The following is a 17,925-nucleotide window of genomic DNA, read 5'->3' as shown; positions in this document are numbered from 1 at the left end:
GACGTACTTTTGTCGTGGCCCTGTTGTCGTCGATCGGAGTGGACGTTGCTCGTCTGAGGTCATGAGACACCGTGTCGCACAGCTTCTGTCTGTGCGCTCCGCGTGCGACCTCGGCACTTGAGCCGTCCTTTCCCGGACCGGGGCCTTTTCGCCGTCCCGTTGCTGTCCCGGCGAAGGACTGTCACACCTCTTTCGGCCGTACGTCGCCCACTCCCCCGGTGTCTCCACCCGTTGCCCTTGCTCGTTCCCAGCAACCGGGAGGCCACCTTGCCACCTTCCCCACCCATCTCACCTGCTCCGCGCTCTCCTTCGGCTGGCCCGACGGAACGCCCGTCTTCGACGGGTTCGCGCTGGCCGTCGGTCCCGGCAGAACCGGACTCATCGGCCTCAACGGATCCGGGAAGTCCACCCTGTTGCGGCTGGCCGCCGGGGAACTCACCCCCACCGGCGGAAAGATCCAGGCAACCGGCGAGGTCGGCTACCTCCCGCAGGACCTGGTCCTCGACACCGCGCTGCGCGTGGACGAGGCCCTGGGCATCGCCGGGACGCGCGCCGCCCTGCACGCCATCGAGGCGGGCGAGGCGACGGAGGAGAACTTCACCGCCGTCGGCGACGACTGGGACGTCGAGGAGCGCGCCCGCGCCACCCTCGACCAGCTCGGGCTCCACCGGATCGGCCTCGACCGGACGATCGGCGAGGTCTCCGGCGGCGAGTCGGTGCTGCTGCGGCTCGCCGCGCTGCTGTTGCGCCGCCCCGGCGTGCTCCTCCTCGACGAGCCGACGAACAACCTGGACCGCCACGCGCGCGAGCGTCTCTACGCCGCGGTCGAGGCCTGGTCCGGCGTGATGATCGTGGTCAGCCACGACCGGGAACTCCTGGAGCGCGTCGACCAGATCGCCGAGCTGCGGGAGGGTGAAGTCCGCTGGTACGGCGGGACGTTCTCGGCGTACGAAGAAGCGCTGGCCGTCGAGCAGGAGGCGGCCGAACGCATGGTGCGGGTCGCGGAGGCCGACGTACACCGGCAGAAGAGGGAACTGGCCGAGGCGCAGGTGAAGCTGGCCCGCCGGAAGCGGTACGGGCAGAAGATGTTCGACAGCAAGCGCGAGCCGAAGATCGTCATGAACGCCCGCAAGCGCGCCGCGCAGGAGTCGGCGGGCAAGCACCGCATCATGCACGCCGAGAAGCTGGCGGAGGCGAAGGAGCGGCTGAGCGGGGCCGTGGACGCGGTGCGCGACGACGACGAGATCAACGTCGTACTGCCGCACACGACCGTGCATCCGGGGCGCAGAGTACTGACGCTGCGTGACCTCGGACTGCGGTACGGGGCCGGGATCACCGGGGAGTTCGAGGTGCGCGGGCCCGAGCGGATCGCGCTGACCGGGCGCAACGGAGCGGGCAAGACGACGCTGCTGCGCACGATCACCGGGGAGCTCGATCCGGTCTCGGGCGAGGCGGTGGCGCACGTGCCGCTGCGCTTCCTGCCCCAGCGGCTGGACGTACTGGACGACGGGCTGACGGTGGCCGAGAACGTGGCGAGGTTCGCGCCTTCGGCGACCAACAACGCCATCAGGGCGCGGCTGGCGCGCTTTCTGTTCAAGGGGGCGCGGGCGGATCAGCCGGCCGGGACGCTGTCGGGCGGCGAGCGGTTCCGGGCGACGCTGGCGGCGCTGCTGCTGGCCGAGCCGGCGCCGCAGTTGCTGCTGCTTGACGAGCCGACGAACAACCTGGACATGGCGAGTGTGCGGCGGCTGGTGCAGGCACTGGAGTCGTACGAGGGCGCGCTGATCGTGGCGAGCCACGACGAGCCGTTCCTGGAGTCGATCGGGACCACCCGGCGGCTGGAACTGGGACGAGAGGAGGGAGAAGCGGCCGGCTTGAGCTGATACGGGGGATATCGGGGGTGTCGGGGCTATCGAGGGGTATCCGGGGGTGCGGAATATCGAAATCCGCGTGACATGGCTCTCGGTATACCCGCGTGACCTGTGGGCATAACGGAACGTAACGGGACATTACAGAGGGGGACTTGGCTCAGCTCTTACGACCCCCTTAACCTACGGTCACGTAACCTACGAAGCCGTAGGTATTCATGCCCTCGCCCCCGTCCCCCAGGAGCACCAGTGACGATCACCTCTCCCCAACTCGGCAGTTCGGACGCGTGGACCGACGCCCGGCTGCTGTACGCGCTGGAAGAGGTGGTGGAGAAGGAACTCAACCGCCATCTCAAGGTCGCCAAGGACTGGATGCCGCACGAGTACGTGCCGTTCTCCGACGGCCGGAACTTCCCGGGCATCTTCGACGACGGTCAGGCCTGGGAGCCCGAGCAGTCGAAGGTCACCGACATCGGCAAGATCGCCCTCGTCGTGAACCTGCTGACCGAGGACAACCTCCCGAGCTACCACCACGAGATCGCCTCCCTCTTCGGCCGCGACGGCGCCTGGGGCACCTGGGTGCACCGCTGGACGGCCGAGGAGGGCCGGCACGGCATCGTGATGCGTGACTACCTGCTCACGTCGCGTGCCGTCGACCCGGACAAGCTCGAAGCGTTCCGTATGCAGCACATGTCGGAGGGGTTCGAGTCCGACAACCGCCACTCGATGCTGCACTCGGTCGCGTACGTCGCCTTCCAGGAGCTCGCGACGCGCGTCTCGCACCGCAACACCGGTCACCAGTCGGGCGACCCCGTCTGCGACCGCATGCTGGCGCGCATCGCGACCGACGAGAACCTGCACATGGTCTTCTACCGCAACCTGCTGGGCGCGGCCTTTGAGATCGCTCCCGACCTGACCATGCAGTCGGTGCGCGACGTCGTCGTCAACTTCCGGATGCCCGGACACGGCATGCCGGGCTTCGAGCGGGCCGCCGCCCAGATGGCGATCGGCGAGATCTACAACATGCGCATCCACCACGACGACGTGCTCCAGCCCGTCCTGCGCTACCTGAAGGTCCTGGAGATCGACGGGCTCGGCCCGGAGGGTCTCAAGGCGCAGGAGGAGCTCGGCCTGTACATGAACGGGCTGGACGCCGAGGCGAGCAAGTTCGACGAGAAGCTTGCCGCGCGCAAGGCCCGGATGGCCGCCCGCGCCGCCTCCTGACCCAGCCCGCAGCTACTCATACGCCGTCACCACGGCACAGGCCGCGTCGGATACGTCCTGTACCGGGTGGCGGCGCAGCTGTTTCAGCCGCTCGCGCCAGGGGCCTGACCAGTCCGTACGCCTGCCGCCGACCTCGGTGAGGGTCACGGCCAGCAGCCCCCCGGCGTGCGAGCCGTCCTCGCACAGCAGGCCGGCCTGGGCGAGCAGAGCGTCCGTGTTCCCGGGGCGGGCGGCCGAGTCCAGCCGGTCCTCGAGGCTTTCGGCGGTACGGACAGCGAGGGCGGGACGGCCGTCGTGCAGCCCGGCCAGCCGGACCAGGGCGGCGCGCAGCTCCGCCGGTCCGGCGTCGAGATCCAGTGCGTGCACCAGGAGGCCGGCGGCCTGCGGCACGAAGCCGCGGTGACCGGCGAGGAGCTCGGCGGCGGCGTGCGCCACGGGGCGTACGGCGTCGGGGCGCTGCCACGTCTCGGTGATCAGCCCGGTGACGAGGAACTCGGCGCGCCGACGAGCCGGGCGGTCCCGTACGGTCCCCGCGTCGTCGGCCGTCCCTTCCGCCTCCGCGTCCGCGGTAACCAGGGCTTCCAGCGCGCGGCGCACGGCCAGGCCCGCTTCCGGGCCGGTCCCGGCGGCGGACGTGAGACCACTCGCAGCGCCCCGCCAGAGCGAACCGCGGCCCGGATCGCTGATGGCGGCCACCAGGACCGCCGTGGCGCCCGGAGCCCAGGGGACCCACCCGGCCAGCGCACGGAGGGCGAGGCCGGCGAGCTCGTCGTCCTCGGTGGCGCACACCTCCTGGACGAGCCGGGCGTACCGGGGCCGGTGCGGCTCGGGCAGGTCCATGGGCTGGACGCGCAGTACGGCGGTACGCACGGCCGTCTCCCCAGCCGCCGCGTCCTGGAGCATGCGCAGGACCCGGTCGTCGCCGAGCAGTGGCGCCGCGAACGCCACACAGGTGGCCCGTACGTCGCGGTGCTGGCCCGGCATCGCGTACGCATCGGCCAGCAGCCCGGCCGCCCCCGCCTGCGGCAGCCGGGTCGCGGCAAGCCGCACGGCCTCCTTGCGGCTGGTGATCTTCGCGGCGCCCTCGCCGGGTGTGACCAGCCCGCGCAGCAGCGCGCCGAGCCGCGAGGGGCGGACGTAGCGGGAGGCGCGCGTGGCGGCGTACACCGCGACCCGCGCACGGTCACCCCCGGCGTGGCTCAGCAGCTCCGCGAGCGCCCCGGCAGGCCGGTCGGTCCACGCCAGGGCCGCCAGCGCGGCCTCGGCGAGCACCACGTCCCCGGCCCGGGTCCAGCGGCGCACCGCGTCCAGGCCGGCGCCGGGCAGGTGCGCGGACCGCGCGACGGCGGCGGCACGCGCGTACAGCGGCAGCTCCTCGTCCCAGGCGACACGCTCCAGCTGAGCGGCGACGGCGCGCTGCTGGCGCGGCACCCAGCGGCGTACGTCCGGACCCACCGGTACGGTCCACGGGCTGTCCTTGGCGAGGAAGCGGCCGTACGGCGGGGTGTCGCCCAGAACCTGGTCGAGCAGGTCCGTGCGCCGCGCCGTGAGCACGCGCAGGACGGGGTCCAGCACGGCGGCCGAGGGCTCGTGCCGAAGCAGGCGCTCAACGCGTTCGTCACGGCCGGCGGGCGGGTCCAGCCAGAGGGCGATCGCGGTCCGCGCGGTGCGGTTGTCGTCGGAACGGACGGCCCGGCCCAGGAGTTCCTGGAGTTCCGGCATGGCGGCGGCCCGCTTGCCGAGGGCGCGCGTGAGGGCGAAGGCGAGCCGGTAGTCGGCCTTCTTCGCGCCCGCGTCCAGCCAGGGGCGCAAGGCCTCGAAGACCTGGTGCTCCTGGCCGCGCGGCAGGACGTGGTCCAGCCGGCCCAGGTCGGCGCCGCCCGTGCTCCCCACCAGGCGTGCCAGGGTGTCCAGCGCCCACTGCGTCAGGGCGCCACGACCGCTCGCCGCGTGCTCACGCAGCACGGCCAGGGCGAGGCGGCTCAGGTCCTGCCGGACGCCCGGCGACGAGTCGCGCGCCTCGACGGCGTCGGTGGCCACCCGCTCCAGGTGCGGCGCGGCGTCGTCGGTGAAGAGCGCGGCAGGCGTCGCGGCGAGCGCGGACACGGCGGGCGCGCGCACCGGTTCCTGTTCGTTGCGCAGCCGCGCCATCTCCACCAGTACGGCGGTGACGGCGGCCGGGTCGCCGGAGCGGCCGGCGTTGCGGATCAGCAGCGGCCAGGCCTGCGCGCGTTCCCCGGCGGTCGGCCGGCGCGTGGCCTCGACGAGCCGGTGGCGCGCCTCGGCGACCGGCAGATACGACTCGGCGAGCAGCACCGTGTCCCACCGCTCGCCGCGTTCCCTGGCCCGGTCCACCATGCGCCGGGCCTGGCGGGCGGCGTAACCGCGCGGCAGAGAATCGAGCAGCACGGCGTCGACGGTGCCGAACCGGCCCTCCCCCTGCCCTTGCGCGACGGACGCCCAGAAGGGCCCTCGCTCCGCCGGGGGCAGAGCCATGGCGAGACGGGCGACGTCGCCGGTGTACTGCCCCATGGCCCGCCCGAGCTCGACCACGGCCTCCCGTGGGGCGTTCCGTGCGAGGCGGCACAGAACACTGCGGCGCAGGGCCCCGCTGCGGCGGATCGCGTATTCCCCGGGTCCGAGGAGTAGCCGCACCGCACCCGCCGGGTCGGCGGCGGCCAGCGCGCCGAAGCGGCCGCGCAGGGCGAGGGGAAGCGCGGTAGGTGCGTACCGGCCGAGGAGTCGGAGCACGCGCAGCGGTTCGGCGTCCAGCGCGGACGCCACCGCGTGGGCGTTCCGCTGCCACCAGCCGTCACGCAGGGACGCGGGCAGCGCGGAGAGCTCGCCCTCGACGGCGTCGAGCACCGGGCCGGGGTGGCGGGCGCCGAGCGCCTTCCAGCTGTGTACGGCGTGGAACAACGCGGGCAGCAGCCGGGCCACCGTCGCGTGGCCGCAGATGGGCAGCAGCCGCACGGCCTCGGCGTCGCCCCAGGTGTCACGGACAACGCCGACCATACGGTCCGCGAGGGCGGTCCGGCCGTCCCTGACGATCGCTCGCATCAGTTGATGGCGTACAGCGGCGGGTGCGTCGTCCAGCGCCGCCTCGTACGCCGAGTCGGGCACGCCGAGCTTGCCCGCCGCCCGGAGGGCCTGCCCGCGCACGAAGGAGTCCGGGTCGGCCAGCCGGGCGGCGACCCAGTCGGCGTCCCGTCCGACGGCTGCCGCGACGGCCGCGACGCCGCGCTCGTAAGGGCCACGGCCGTCGAGCTCTTCCAGCACCGCGCGGAGCGAGCCGTCGTCGGCCAGCCGCCGGGCCCACAGGGCGAGTTGACGCATGCGCTGCGGGTACGGCAGCGGGTCGAGCGCTTTCAGCACTATGCCGGCCTGGCGCTGCGGAGGGTGATCCATGGGGAGATTGTGCCTGCCGTGCCCATTGGCACCACCATCTTTTTTCCTACGCTCGCCCGTGCTCCCGGATGAGCTCCGCCGCCTCCTCGGCGATGGCCACCGTGGGAGCCTGCGTATGCCCCCGCGTGATCCGGGGCATCACGGAGGCGTCCACGACCCGCAGGCCGTCCACTCCCCTGACCCGCAGCCTCGGATCGGTCACCGAGGCGTCGTCGGCGCCCATGCGGCAGGTGCCCACGGGGTGGTACAGCGTTTCGGAGGAATCCCGGATCGCCCGGGCCAGGGCCTCGTCGTCGACGATCCCCGGGTACGGAGCCATCGGCCCCGCGGTGTACGGCGCGAACGCGCTGTCCGCGAACAGGGCTTCATGGACGGCTACCGGCCGCCGTGCCAGGGGGCCTGTGGGCAGTGCGTCAGCGTGTTCCGCGCCTGAGGCGCAGTCTCTCCTTCTCGGAGAGCCCGCCCCAGACGCCGAACCGCTCGTCGTTCGCGAGCGCGTACTCCAGGCAGGCCACCCGCCCTTCGCAGGCGCCGCACAGTTGCTTGGCCTCGCGGGTGGAGCTGCCGGGGGCCGGGAAGAAGAACTCGGGCCCGGCCTGGGCGCACAGTGCGGTCTCCTGCCAGGAGAGTTCCGGTTCGGTGGTCATGTTGATCGGCATGCGGCACACCCTTCCCCGGAGGGATCAACGTCCGATCAACGTCCGATCAACGTCCGATCAATGCGACGCGTGCTCGTGCGGATGGTGCGGCTCGTAGCCGGGAATCGTGCCGTCCGGCTTGGCGACCAGGAAGAGCCCGGCCATTCCCATGTCGGAGTGGCTCTGGACATGGCAGTGGTACATCCATGCCCCCGCCCCGACGTGTTCACCCGCGATGATCTGGAAACCGAACGAGTCGGCCGGCCCGGTGATCTTGTTGTCGATGACGCGACTGGGGTCGTCGGGGCCCGTCAGCAGACCGGTCCGGTTGTCCGCCCACCGGTGACCGTGGATGTGGAACGTGTGGTAGAACTCGCCGTGCGTGATCATGACGATCTCGACCCGGTCGCCCACGGTCGCCTCGAAGTCGGGGCTCTGATGACCCGGCTTGTTGTTGATGGTCATGTCGTTGAAGACGACGGTGAACGTCTTGTCCGGCAGGATGTCGCCCTTGCGCCGTACGATCACCCCGCCGTAGAGCCCCTTGCGGATGCCGCCCGTGCCGTGGTCCGTGCCCACGACGTGGTCGTGGTAGTGCCAGTAACCGGCGCTTCCGGCCCGCCAGGTGCCGTCCTTGCGCCGCCCCGGAACATGCGTGCGCCAGGTGTACGTCCGGGTCCCGCCGGGCTCGACATGACTCTTGTTGAGCTTCGTGCCGTCGCTGGCTACGTCGTAGTCGACGCCGTGCACATGGAGGCTGGCGGGTACGTCCAGCGTGTTCTCGAACTCGATGTGCACGGTGTCGCCCTCGACCAGTTCGATGAGCGGCCCCGGCACCGACGCCTTGCCCTTCTCGAAGCCGTAACCCAGTTGCCCGTCGGGCAGCTTCTCGGCGTACATCTTCAGGCGGTGCACCTGGCCTCCGGCCGGCGCGGTCTTAGGCGGGCCCTCGGCAGCCGCCACGGAGGTCGGGGACTGCGCGAGCGACAACGATGTCACGCCGGTCGCCGCGACCGCCCCGCCCGCCAGCAACCGCCGGTTGAAGCTTCGTCTGTCCATGGCCCAACTCCCCACCGCAGTCACGGAGATTAACGGGCACACCGTAGCGGGACGAGCCCAGTTCATCCACACCAAGGACAAAGTTCGCGGTATTCCGGTCATATCTCTTGGCGCGTCGCGAAAAGAGGTCTAGCTTCATCGGCTGTTCCTGTGACCACTGAGGGATGGGTGAACACATGCAGCGCACACCACATCGCCGGTCAAGACGCCGACGCGGCCTGGCGGCCGCTCTGACGGCCGGAGTTGTCGCATCCGGCCTGATCGGCGGTACGTCGGCCTCCGCCAGGCCCTACCCGGAACCTCCGCCCACGACAACGTTGTCTCTCCCCACGCTGCCGTCGCCCCCCGGCGGCGCGAACGTCCGCGTGCTGGTCTTCCACGGATCGGCCGGCGGCGACGAATCACCCACGGTCAACGCCGGCATCGAGGCCATCGAGAAGATCGGCCAGTCCGGCCCCGCGGCTCAGCGCTTCCGGGTGGAGGCGACGGACGACGCGGCCGTCTTCACCACCGCCAAGCTCGGCAAGTTCAACGCCGTGGTGTTCCTGACCGGCGGCGGCGATGTTCTGGACCCGGAGCAGGAGGCAGGCCTGGAGGCGTACATGGAGGCCGGCGGCGGCTTCCTCGGCATCCACGACGCGGCGCGGAACGAGCCGTACTCCGACTGGTTCGGCGGTCTGATCGGCGCGCGGCCCGCAGCGGGCGGCCCGGCGAACGTACAGCGCGCGACTGTGGAGGTCGGTGACCGGCAGCATCCGGCCACCAAGAACCTGCCGCTCCAGTGGAAGCGCCCCGACAAGTGGCTGAACTGGACGAAGAACCCGTCCGGCGACGTCCACACGGTGGCGCGGGTACGGGAAGCGACGTACAAGCCGGGAGCGAGCGCCAACGGCTGGGACCACCCGGTCTCCTGGTGCCGCGACTACGACGGCGGCCGGTCGTTCTACACCGCCATGGGCGGTACGGCCGAGTCCTTCCAGGAGGCGGACTTCCACGACCACCTGCGGGGCGCACTCCAGTGGACGACGCGCATCGCACGCGCCGACTGCAAGGCGGGCATCAACGCCCACTACAAGGCCGAGCGCCTCACCGCACCCAATCAGCCCGGTCAGTCGGACCAGATCGGCGAGCCGCACGGCCTGGTGACCGCGAAGGACGGGCGGGTCATCTACATCGGCCGGGGCGGCGGCGACAACAACGCGCCGGTCGTGACCGACTGGAACAACCCGGACATCGGCAAGGGCCAGGGCCAGATCCACGTCTACGACCCGAAGACCGGGAAGGTGACGCTCGCGGGCGCGCTCACGGTCTTCGGCAACAAGGGCGGCGGCGACGAGCTGGTCAAGAACGAGGAGGGTCTGCTCGGCGTCGAGACCGACCCGGACTTCCTCACCAACGGCTGGGTGTACCTGCACTACACACCCCACTCGCGGATCAATCGCGACACGCACATGGCCGAGCGCCGGGTCTCCCGCTTCACCCTCGACCTCGCCACCAACAAGCTGGACCTCGCCTCCGAGAAGGTCCTTCTCAAGTGGCCGGTCCAGATCCACAGTTGCTGCCATTCGGGCGGCGGCATGGCCTGGGACTCGAAGCAGAACCTCTACATCGCGACGGGTGACAACAACTCGTCCCGCTTCAGCGACGGTTACTCGGGCAACAACCCGGAGCCGAACTTCAAGGGCGTGTCCTACGCGGACGCCCGACGTACCGCCGGCAACACCAACAACCTCAACGGCAAGATCCTGCGGATCCACCCCGAGGACGACGGTACGTACACACTGCCCGCCGGCAACCTCTTCACCGGCAGGGAGCCGGACGAGGGCGGCGGCAAGACGCGCGGTGAGATCTACGTGATGGGCGTGCGCAATCCGGCCCGGATCGCGGTCGACCCGAAGACCGACATCCTGTACGCCGGATGGGTCGGCCCGGACGCGGGGGCGCCCAGCACCACCTGGGGCCCGGCGAAGTACGACACCTTCGCCGCCATCACGAAGCCGGGCAACCACGGCTGGCCGTACTGCATGGGCAACAACCAGCCGTACCGCGACCGCAATCTGCCGGACCCGAGCAAGCCGCTGGGCTGGTACGACTGCGCCAAGCCGAAGAACGAGTCACCGAACAACGACGGCCTGGTGAACCTGCCGCCCGTCACGCCCAACACCATCTGGTACTCGCCCCAGGGCGGCGGCGTCGACTACCCGCGTGACGCCAACGGCGTGCCCAGCTACCAGCAGGAGGAGCAGAAGCTGTTGCTGCCGTGGCTCAAGGGCGGCGGCCAGGCGACGATGAACGGCCCGGTCTACCGCTACGACGAATCGAGCGGCAGCAAGGACAAGTGGCCCTCGTACTGGGACGGCAAGTGGTTCGTCGGCGACTTCTACGACGGTGACCAGCCGCGCCACGCGGTGCTCACCGATCCGAAGACCGTCGGCAACGGCGGGCTGCCCACGCACGCGGAGTCGCTGAAGAAGATCATCCCGGTGGGCGCGGACGGCATCCGCAACCTCATGGACTGGAAGTTCGCACCGGACGGCTCCCTCTACGTCCTCGACTACGGGCGCGGTTTCTTCACCTCGGACGCCAAGTCGGCGCTGTGGCGCGTGACGTACAAGGGCGGCGAGCCGACACCGGCGGCCAGTGATCTGGCCAGGAAGGCGGAGTAGGCAGTGCAGCCGAAACTGAAACGAAGAGCTCCTCACCTGTGGACGGCGCTGGCAGCCGCCCTGCTGATGGTCCTCGGACTGACGTCGACGGCGGCGTACGGGCGTGAGGACGACGCGGCGGCCCCGGAAGCGGCCGCCGCCCAGACCCTCACCTGGACGGCGGGCGACCCGATCGACCGCTACCTGACCTTCCCGAAGACAGCGGTGGCCGGCGAGACGACGATCGTCTTCGAGAACAGCGCGGCGACCGGCAACACCACCGGGATGCCGCACACGCTGACGTTCGACGTGTCCGACCCCGAGTACAACAACGACGTACAGCTCAACATCCTCGCCAATCCGGGTGACGACCAGGGCGGCCGGCACACCACCACGGTCACCCTGACGCCCGGCCGGTACTTCTACCACTGCACCATCCAGGGCCACGGCTCGATGCAGGGCATCCTCACCGTCACCGAGGGAGGCGGCGAGGACACCACCGCGCCGGAGACCTCGGCGAAGGTGGAGGGCGAGAAGAACGCCGACGGCGCGTACATCGGGCACGCCTCGGTGACCGTCGCGGCCACCGACGCGGGCTCCGGCGTGGACAGGATCGAGTACGCGGTCGGGGCCGACGGCGCCTGGCAGCCGTACACCGCGCCCGTCATGGTCCACCAGGTCGGTACGCACAAGGTCCGCTACCGGGCCAGCGACAAGGCGGGCAACACGGCCGCCGAGAAGGCCGTCGACTTCACGGTCGTCGCCCCTCCGACGGACGACAAGGCTCCGCCGGAGACCTCGGCGACGGTGAGCGGCGAGAAGAACCCGGAGGGCCAGTACCTGGGCATGGCGACGGTCACGGTGACCGCGTCGGACACCGGCTCGGGCGTCAACACCATCGAGTACGCACGCGGAGCGGACGGCGCCTGGACGGCGTACACGGGCCCGGTCATGGTCCACGAGACGGGCACGCACAAGGTCCGCTACCGGGCCACCGACCGCGCGGGCAACGTCGCCGCCGAGAAGGCCGTCGACTTCACGGTCGTCGCCCCTCCGACGGACGACAAGACGCCGCCGGAGACCACGGCGACGGTGACCGGTGACAAGAACGCCGACGGCGCGTACATCACCAGCGCCAAGGTGACGCTCGCCGCGACGGACGCGGGCGGCTCGGGCGTCGACAAGGTCGAGTACTCGCTCGACGGCGGTCCGTACCTGGCGTACACCGTGCCGGTGATCGTCGACCGCGTGGGCCGGCACACGGTCGACCACCGCGCGACCGACAAGGCGGGCAACACGTCCGTCGCCCAGCAGGTGGCGTTCACGATCGCGGAGGGCGGCGGCGTACCCGCGCCGAACTGTCCCGAGCACGACGAGCGGCTGACGGTCATCGTCGGCACGGTCGACACGGGCGTGCCCAACCGCATCACGCGCAGCCGCTGCACGATCAACGAGCTGATCGAGGACGAGCGGGAGTGGACCTCCCAGGCCCTCTTCCTCAAGCACGTCGACAAGGTCCTCGACAAGCTGCTGTACGACGGTGTCATCGACGAGCGGGAGCACCGCAAGATCTATCGCGCCGCCAGGCAGTCCGGCATCGGCAAGCCGGGCCAGACGGCCGGATACCGCGACCTGTTCGACGGTACGCAGTCCTCCTTCGCCAAGTGGCAGCAGGTGGGCGGCGGTGCGTTCGGCCTGAACGCGGACGGCTCGATGACCAGCAGCACCACGAAACCGGGCATGGGCATGCTGTGGTTCCCGGAGCGCCGTTACGAGGACTTCTCCCTCAAGCTGCGCTGGCGCGACGACGCACCGGGTTCGGGCAACGCCAACGCCGGTGTCTTCGTGCGCTTCCCGCAGGTCCACGACCACCCGGAGGAGCCGCGTCCGGAGTGGGTCGCCATCAAGTACGGGCACGAGGTGCAGATCCTGGACCGTCCGGACGGCGACATGTACAAGACCGGCTCCGTCTACGGCTTCGACCGTGTGGGTCTGGGCGGGGCGGGCGTCACGCCCAAGGGCACCTGGAACGACTACGAGATCCGGGTGGAGGGCCAGCACTACTCGGTCTTCCGCAACGGTGTCCTGATCAACGAGTTCGACAACAACGGCGGGCAGGACTTCTACCCGCCGCGCGGCGACGACCCGGGGACGGACGGCCGGCGGTACGCCTCCGGTTACGTCGGCCTCCAGGTCCACGGGACCACCGACGTGATCTCGTACCGCGACATCCGCATCAAGGAGCTGTAGGCCGCGCGCGCTACGCCCCGGCGGGTGCGGCCGCGTGCGCAGGCGCGTGGTCGCGGCCGCCGGGGTGGCGGTGGCGGTACACCCAGAAGACCGTGCAGGACACCAGTGCCCAGGCGGCCAGCACCAGGAAGGGGAAGAGGTGCTGGTGGTCCGGGAAGTACACGGCCGTGTGCTGGGCGTTGACGGAGGCGCCCGGCGGCAGCCACTGACCGATGTGGCCGAGTACGGAGGGGAGCAGCGGCCAGGACACCGCGCCGCCCGACGAGGGGTTGCCGAGGAGCACCATCAGGCCCCAGGTGGGGAGCATGGCCCACCGCCCGATCAGGGTGTTGAACATCGTGAAGACCATGCCCGACGTGAACATGGTCAGCGCCAGGATCAGCCACGACTCGGCGAACGGCAGGTCTAGCGCGCCGAGCAGCCAGTCCACGACGGCGGCGATCGCGAACGCGCCGAGGAGTGAGTAGGCGACGGTGAAGGCGATCCGCTCGGCGGGGTTCAGCGCGCGGGCATGGACGCTCAGCTGAATCGCCCCGACGAAACCGATGATGACGGCGGCGAGTGAGATGTAAAAGAGGGCCAGTCCGCGCGGATCGCCGTCCTGCAGCGGCTTGATGTCCCTGATCAGGACCGGTACACCGGTCTGTTGACCGACTTTCGCGGCCGTCTCGGCGAGGACCTGCGCGACGGAGGCACCGGACGCACCCGCCACGTCGAGCTCCACGCCGGTGCCCCTGGTCCGCAGGATCGCGAACTCCTCCTGCTCTTCCACGGCCTCGCGGGCTTCGGCGCCCGTGCCGTAACGGGTCAGGACGAGCGAGGTGTTGAGCGCCTTCTCCAGGCCGGTGACGAACGTCCGCTCGCGCGGCGCCTCCATGTCGCCGACCACCGCGGTGGGAACGCGGTGCGGGGTCGGGTTGGCCATCGTGTACGTGTAGGAGCCGGCGAAGAGTCCGGCGGCGAGCGCGAGGATGAAGACCAGCACGAGTGCGGGCAGGAACGGCGACTCCTTGAAGGCCGCCCATTTCTCGGCGCGCGTCGGCGGCCTCCCGTGTGCACCGTGCGCCGCGTCCGTGCCCTCTCCCGATGCCTCGTTCATACGGCGCTCACGCGTCCTCGCGCTTCGCCCTGCTCGGCGCGACGCGTTTCGGCTCGCCCGGCATCTTCGGGTAGTCCGGCGGGTACGGCATGTCGCCCATGCCGTGGTCGCGTTCGTCCCGCTCGGCCAGCTCCAGCAGGCTTTCCAGACCGAACGCGTGGTCGTCCATGTCCGCGTGTACGTCGCCGAGTTCGGCGAACCGGACCGGCATGGTGGCGATGTCGAACTCGCGCGGGTCGGCCTCGTCGAGTTCGTCCCAGGTCAGCGGCGCGGAGACGGGGGCGTGCGGCCTCGGGCGTACGGAGTACGCCGAGGCGATGGTGCGGTCGCGCGCCGTCTGGTTGTAGTCGACGAAGATCTTCTCGCCGCGTTCTTCCTTCCACCAGGCGGTGGTGACCCGGTCGGGCATGCGCCGCTGGAGTTCGCGGCCGACGGCGATGGCGGCGCGGCGTACCTCCGTGAACGTCCAGCGGGGCTCGATCGGCACGTACACGTGCAGTCCGCGGCCGCCGGAGGTCTTGGGCCAGCCGCGCAGGTTGTGTTCGTCGAGCAGGGCGTGGAGTTCGTGGGCGGTCCTGACCGCGTCCGCGAAGTCCGTGCCGGGCTGCGGGTCCAGGTCGATGCGCAGCTCGTCGGGGTGTTCGGGGCGGTCGCGGCGTACCGGCCAGGGGTGGAAGGTCAGGCAGCCCAGGTTCGCGGCCCAGAGCACGGCGGCGGTCTCGGTGGGGCACATCTCGTCGGCCGTACGGCCGCTGGGGAAGGCGATCCGGGCGGTGGGGATCCAGTCGGGCAGGTTCTTGGGGACACGCTTCTGGAAGAAGGACTCGCCGCCGATGCCCTCGGGGAAGCGTTCGAGTGTGGTCGGGCGGTCGCGCAGGGCGCGGGTGATCCCGTCGCCCACGGCCAGGTAGTACTGCGCCACGTCCCACTTCGTGTAGCCGGACTCGGGAAAGTAGATCTTGTCCGGGCTGGACAGCCGTACGGTCCGCTCTCCGGCATGCAGCTCCACCGCTTCACCCATGTCCGCCACGCTAAGCCGGTCGGGCTTTTACCGCATACCGGGCCACGCCGGGGCCATAGCGGGCGATCCGCCGCGAACAGCCGCAGAATCGAACCATGGATCTGCCGGTGATGCCGCCCGTCAAACCGATGCTGGCCAAGGCCGTGGCCACCATCCCGCCGGGGCCCGGCATGCAGTACGAGGCCAAGTGGGACGGGTTCCGGGCGATCGTCCACCGGGACGGCGACGAGATGGAGATCGGCAGCAGGACGGGCAAGTCACTGACCCGCTACTTCCCCGAGCTGGTCGAGTCCCTGCGCGCCGCGCTGCCGCCCCGCTGCGTGGTGGACGGCGAGATCGTGATCGTCCACGACGGCCGGCTCGACTTCGACCGGCTGAGCGAGCGCATCCATCCGGCGGACTCGCGGGTGCGGACGCTCGCCGAGCGGACGCCGGCGAGCTTCATCGCGTTCGACCTGCTCGCCCTGGACGACGAGGCCCTGCTCGACGCCCCGTTCGTGTACCGGCGCAGCGCCCTGGCCGGGGTGCTGGAGGGCGCCCCGCCCCCGGTCTACCTGGCGCCCGCGACGAACGACATCGAGGTGGCCAGGGAGTGGTTCGAGCACTTCGAGGGCGCGGGCCTCGACGGGGTGCTGGCCAAGCCGGAGTCCATGCCGTACCGCCCCGACACCCGTCTGATGTACAAGATCAAGCACGAGCGGACGGCGGACTGCGTCGTCGCCGGCTACCGGTTCCACAAGACGGGCGCCGTCGTCGGCTCGCTCCTCCTCGGCCTGTACAACGAGGCGGGCACACTTCAGCACGTCGGGGTGTGCGCGGCGTTCCCGATGCGCCGCCGCCAGGAGCTGATCGACGAGCTGGGTCCGCTGCGCATGGAGTCGCCGGAGGCGGAGGGCCACCCGTGGGCGGCTTGGTCGGACGTCGCCGCGCACGAGAGTTCCCGGATGCCCGGCGCCCCGAGCCGCTGGTCCGGCAAGAAGGATCTGTCGTGGGTGGCGCTGCGCCCGGAGCGGGTGTGCGAGGTCGCGTACGACCACATGGAGGGCGACCGCTTCCGGCACACGGCCAGGTTCCGGCGCTGGCGCGAGGACCGTACGCCCGAGAGCTGCACGTACGCCCAGTTGGAGGAACCGGTGAGCTACAACCTGGCGGACGTTCTCAGACCACGGTGATGTGGCCGTCAGGGCGCGGTGATCTTGTCCCATTCGCGGCGGTCGGGGCCGGCCGTGCCCGGTACGTAGTCGGGGCGGGCCGCGAGCCAGGCCGCAACGCGGGCCCTGACCTCCGGTGCTCCGTACGCCTCCGAGGGTGGCGCCGCGAGGTGCCGGACCTTGGCGCGGGCCCGCATGACCTCCGGGTCCTCCTGGGCGCACTCGAAGAGCGCCGCGAGCTGCCGGGTGGGTCCCGCCCCGAAGTCGCGGACGGCGAAGCGCTCGCCGATCGCGCGGTCGGTCGTGACCTGGAAGTCGAACCAGGGCTTGAGGGTGCGCAGTGCCCAGGCGTAGTGCTCGGTCACGAAGTCCGGGGAGCCGGTGCCGGGGCGCGGGGCACAGCCGTGGCCCCGGTCGCGGCCCGCGCCGGGGTCCGTCTCGCGGGCGACCCGGCGGGCCGTCCACAGGGCGAGCGACATGCCTTGTGCGATGGTCGGGTTGGTGTGGGTGACGGCGTCGCCGACGCCGACCATGCCTGTGGCGATGGGCCCCTGTTCGTCGACGAGAGAGCTCCAGCGGTTGTCGAGACCGGCTGTCGCGAGCACCGGGGAGAGCGGCCGCGCCCCCAGCTCCAGCCATGCTTCCCCCGGCGGGAAGGTGCGGGCCGCCGCCTCGAAGACGGCGGGGTCGCGGAGCGCGCCGCGCGTCGGGTCCTCGGTGTGGACGAAGAGCGTGACGGCGAACAGCCCGTTGTCGGCGGGGAAGACGGCACATCCGGCGAACGTTCCGCCGGACACGGTCCAGGGCCGGGCGGGGCCGTCCGCGCGCCCGTCCGGCAGCCGGTACCAGCGGCAGAAGTACGCGATGCCGGTACGGTGGCGCTCCACCAGCGGGGGCCGGCAGCCCGCCCCGGTCAGCCACTCCCCCGAGGCGCACCGGCGGCCGCCCGCGTCGATCACCAGCTCGGCTTCGTACGCCCCGAGTGGCGTCCGTACGCCACGGACGCGCGGCGGGGTGGACGACGGGTCGACGAGCAGTCCGGTGGCGGGCTCGCCGTAGCGCAGGGCGGCGCGCGGCTCGGCGTGCAGCGCGTCGGTGAGCGCCGTCTCGACGACGATGCGCCGGGCCTGGACCGTCACCAGATCCTCGTCGCCGGGGCGGGCCGGGGGCCGTTCCTCGAACCAGTCCAGCTCGTGCCGTTCGCGGGCACCGAGCCGCATGATCGTGTCGTAGACGTCGGGGGCTTCGGTGCGGAGCACGGAGCGGGCGGCGCCGAGCATGAGGTGGGGCTGGGCGGCCTGCGGTACGCCGGTGCGCCGCCGGCCGAAGAAGTCCTCGTCCAGGGTGGAGCCGCTGGTGCCGGGGGCCCGGGCGTCGCGTTCGAAGACCGTTACGCGGTTTCCGCGTCTGGCCGCGAAGAGTGCCGCCGCCAGTCCGGCGATACCGCCGCCGATCACCGCGAAGCCCGCCATGCCGTCCCCCCTCAGCCCGGATCACCCGTCCCTGAATCCTGCCCACCCCGGACCCGCCCGACCCGGACCCTGCGGTGCCTTTCCCCACCC

At 71.2% G+C, this 17,925-nt stretch carries 12 protein-coding genes; 5 read left to right on the top strand and 7 right to left on the bottom strand.

Annotated features, from left to right (window positions below; genetic code table 11):
• The first annotated feature begins 218 nt into the window (after positions 1-218).
• A complete protein-coding gene (locus G412_RS36945) occupies positions 219-1,883 on the top strand; it encodes an ABC-F family ATP-binding cassette domain-containing protein (protein ID WP_051338736.1) in 1,665 nt (554 codons plus the stop codon).
• A 234-nt stretch (positions 1,884-2,117) separates the two neighbouring features.
• A complete protein-coding gene (locus tag G412_RS0131635; protein WP_028815536.1) occupies positions 2,118-3,092 on the top strand; it encodes an acyl-ACP desaturase in 975 nt (324 codons plus the stop codon).
• 12 nt (positions 3,093-3,104) lie between these two features.
• Here G412_RS0131635 and G412_RS0131630 read toward each other — a convergent pair whose 3' ends face one another.
• The 4 genes from G412_RS0131630 to G412_RS0131615 form a co-directional block, all read right to left on the bottom strand.
• Positions 3,105-6,500 (bottom strand): hypothetical protein, encoded by a 3,396-nt coding sequence (locus G412_RS0131630; RefSeq protein WP_028815535.1) that lies wholly within the window; start codon positions 6,498-6,500, stop codon positions 3,105-3,107.
• A gap of 46 nt (positions 6,501-6,546) precedes the next feature.
• Entirely contained in the window at positions 6,547-6,819 is a 273-nt protein-coding gene (locus G412_RS0131625; protein WP_028815534.1) for a GMC oxidoreductase, read from the bottom strand.
• 94 nt (positions 6,820-6,913) lie between these two features.
• Positions 6,914-7,159, bottom strand: coding sequence for a WhiB family transcriptional regulator (locus G412_RS0131620; protein WP_028815533.1), 246 nt, complete (start codon positions 7,157-7,159; stop codon positions 6,914-6,916).
• A gap of 57 nt (positions 7,160-7,216) precedes the next feature.
• Positions 7,217-8,197, bottom strand: a complete 981-nt coding sequence (locus G412_RS0131615; protein ID WP_028815532.1) for a multicopper oxidase domain-containing protein — start codon at positions 8,195-8,197, stop codon at positions 7,217-7,219.
• Between the two features lie 176 nt (positions 8,198-8,373).
• Between G412_RS0131615 and G412_RS0131610 the strand changes: the two genes are divergently transcribed.
• Positions 8,374-10,863, top strand: coding sequence for a ThuA domain-containing protein (locus G412_RS0131610; RefSeq protein ID WP_051338742.1), 2,490 nt, complete (start codon positions 8,374-8,376; stop codon positions 10,861-10,863).
• Between the two features lie 66 nt (positions 10,864-10,929).
• Entirely contained in the window at positions 10,930-13,092 is a 2,163-nt protein-coding gene (locus tag G412_RS0131605; RefSeq protein ID WP_078607581.1) for an OmpL47-type beta-barrel domain-containing protein, read from the top strand.
• A 10-nt stretch (positions 13,093-13,102) separates the two neighbouring features.
• Here G412_RS0131605 and G412_RS0131600 read toward each other — a convergent pair whose 3' ends face one another.
• Entirely contained in the window at positions 13,103-14,191 is a 1,089-nt protein-coding gene (locus G412_RS0131600; RefSeq protein ID WP_028815529.1) for an ABC-2 transporter permease, read from the bottom strand.
• Between the two features lie 7 nt (positions 14,192-14,198).
• Positions 14,199-15,212, bottom strand: coding sequence for a non-homologous end-joining DNA ligase (gene ligD, locus G412_RS0131595; protein WP_028815528.1), 1,014 nt, complete (start codon positions 15,210-15,212; stop codon positions 14,199-14,201).
• Positions 15,213-15,307: 95 nt separating this feature from the next.
• Here ligD and G412_RS0131590 point away from each other — a divergent pair, with 95 nt between their 5' ends.
• The gene (locus G412_RS0131590; protein ID WP_028815527.1) at positions 15,308-16,384 is read left to right on the top strand and encodes an ATP-dependent DNA ligase; all 1,077 of its coding nucleotides are present in this window, start codon (positions 15,308-15,310) and stop codon (positions 16,382-16,384) included.
• 8 nt (positions 16,385-16,392) lie between these two features.
• Here G412_RS0131590 and G412_RS0131585 read toward each other — a convergent pair whose 3' ends face one another.
• A complete protein-coding gene (locus G412_RS0131585) occupies positions 16,393-17,835 on the bottom strand; it encodes an NAD(P)/FAD-dependent oxidoreductase (RefSeq protein WP_028815526.1) in 1,443 nt (480 codons plus the stop codon).
• Positions 17,836-17,925 lie beyond the last annotated feature (90 nt).

The organism is Streptomyces flavidovirens DSM 40150 (genome assembly GCF_000429085.1).
Taxonomy (GTDB): Bacteria; Actinomycetota; Actinomycetes; order Streptomycetales; family Streptomycetaceae; genus Streptomyces; species Streptomyces flavidovirens.
Note: the sequence above shows the minus strand (reverse complement) of the source record. Positions and strands in the feature narration are given on the sequence as shown.

Coding starts and splice junctions, on each gene's coding strand:
- ligD (WP_028815528.1), bottom strand. CDS start 15,212: ATGGGTGAAGCGGTGGAGCTGCATGCCGGAGAGCGGACCGTACGGCTG.
- G412_RS0131610 (WP_051338742.1), top strand. CDS start 8,374: ATGCAGCGCACACCACATCGCCGGTCAAGACGCCGACGCGGCCTGGCG.
- G412_RS0131630 (WP_028815535.1), bottom strand. CDS start 6,500: ATGGATCACCCTCCGCAGCGCCAGGCCGGCATAGTGCTGAAAGCGCTC.
- G412_RS0131600 (WP_028815529.1), bottom strand. CDS start 14,191: ATGAACGAGGCATCGGGAGAGGGCACGGACGCGGCGCACGGTGCACAC.
- G412_RS0131590 (WP_028815527.1), top strand. CDS start 15,308: ATGGATCTGCCGGTGATGCCGCCCGTCAAACCGATGCTGGCCAAGGCC.
- G412_RS0131625 (WP_028815534.1), bottom strand. CDS start 6,819: ATGGCTCCGTACCCGGGGATCGTCGACGACGAGGCCCTGGCCCGGGCG.
- G412_RS0131615 (WP_028815532.1), bottom strand. CDS start 8,197: ATGGACAGACGAAGCTTCAACCGGCGGTTGCTGGCGGGCGGGGCGGTC.
- G412_RS0131620 (WP_028815533.1), bottom strand. CDS start 7,159: ATGCCGATCAACATGACCACCGAACCGGAACTCTCCTGGCAGGAGACC.
- G412_RS0131605 (WP_078607581.1), top strand. CDS start 10,930: ATGGTCCTCGGACTGACGTCGACGGCGGCGTACGGGCGTGAGGACGAC.
- G412_RS0131585 (WP_028815526.1), bottom strand. CDS start 17,835: ATGGCGGGCTTCGCGGTGATCGGCGGCGGTATCGCCGGACTGGCGGCG.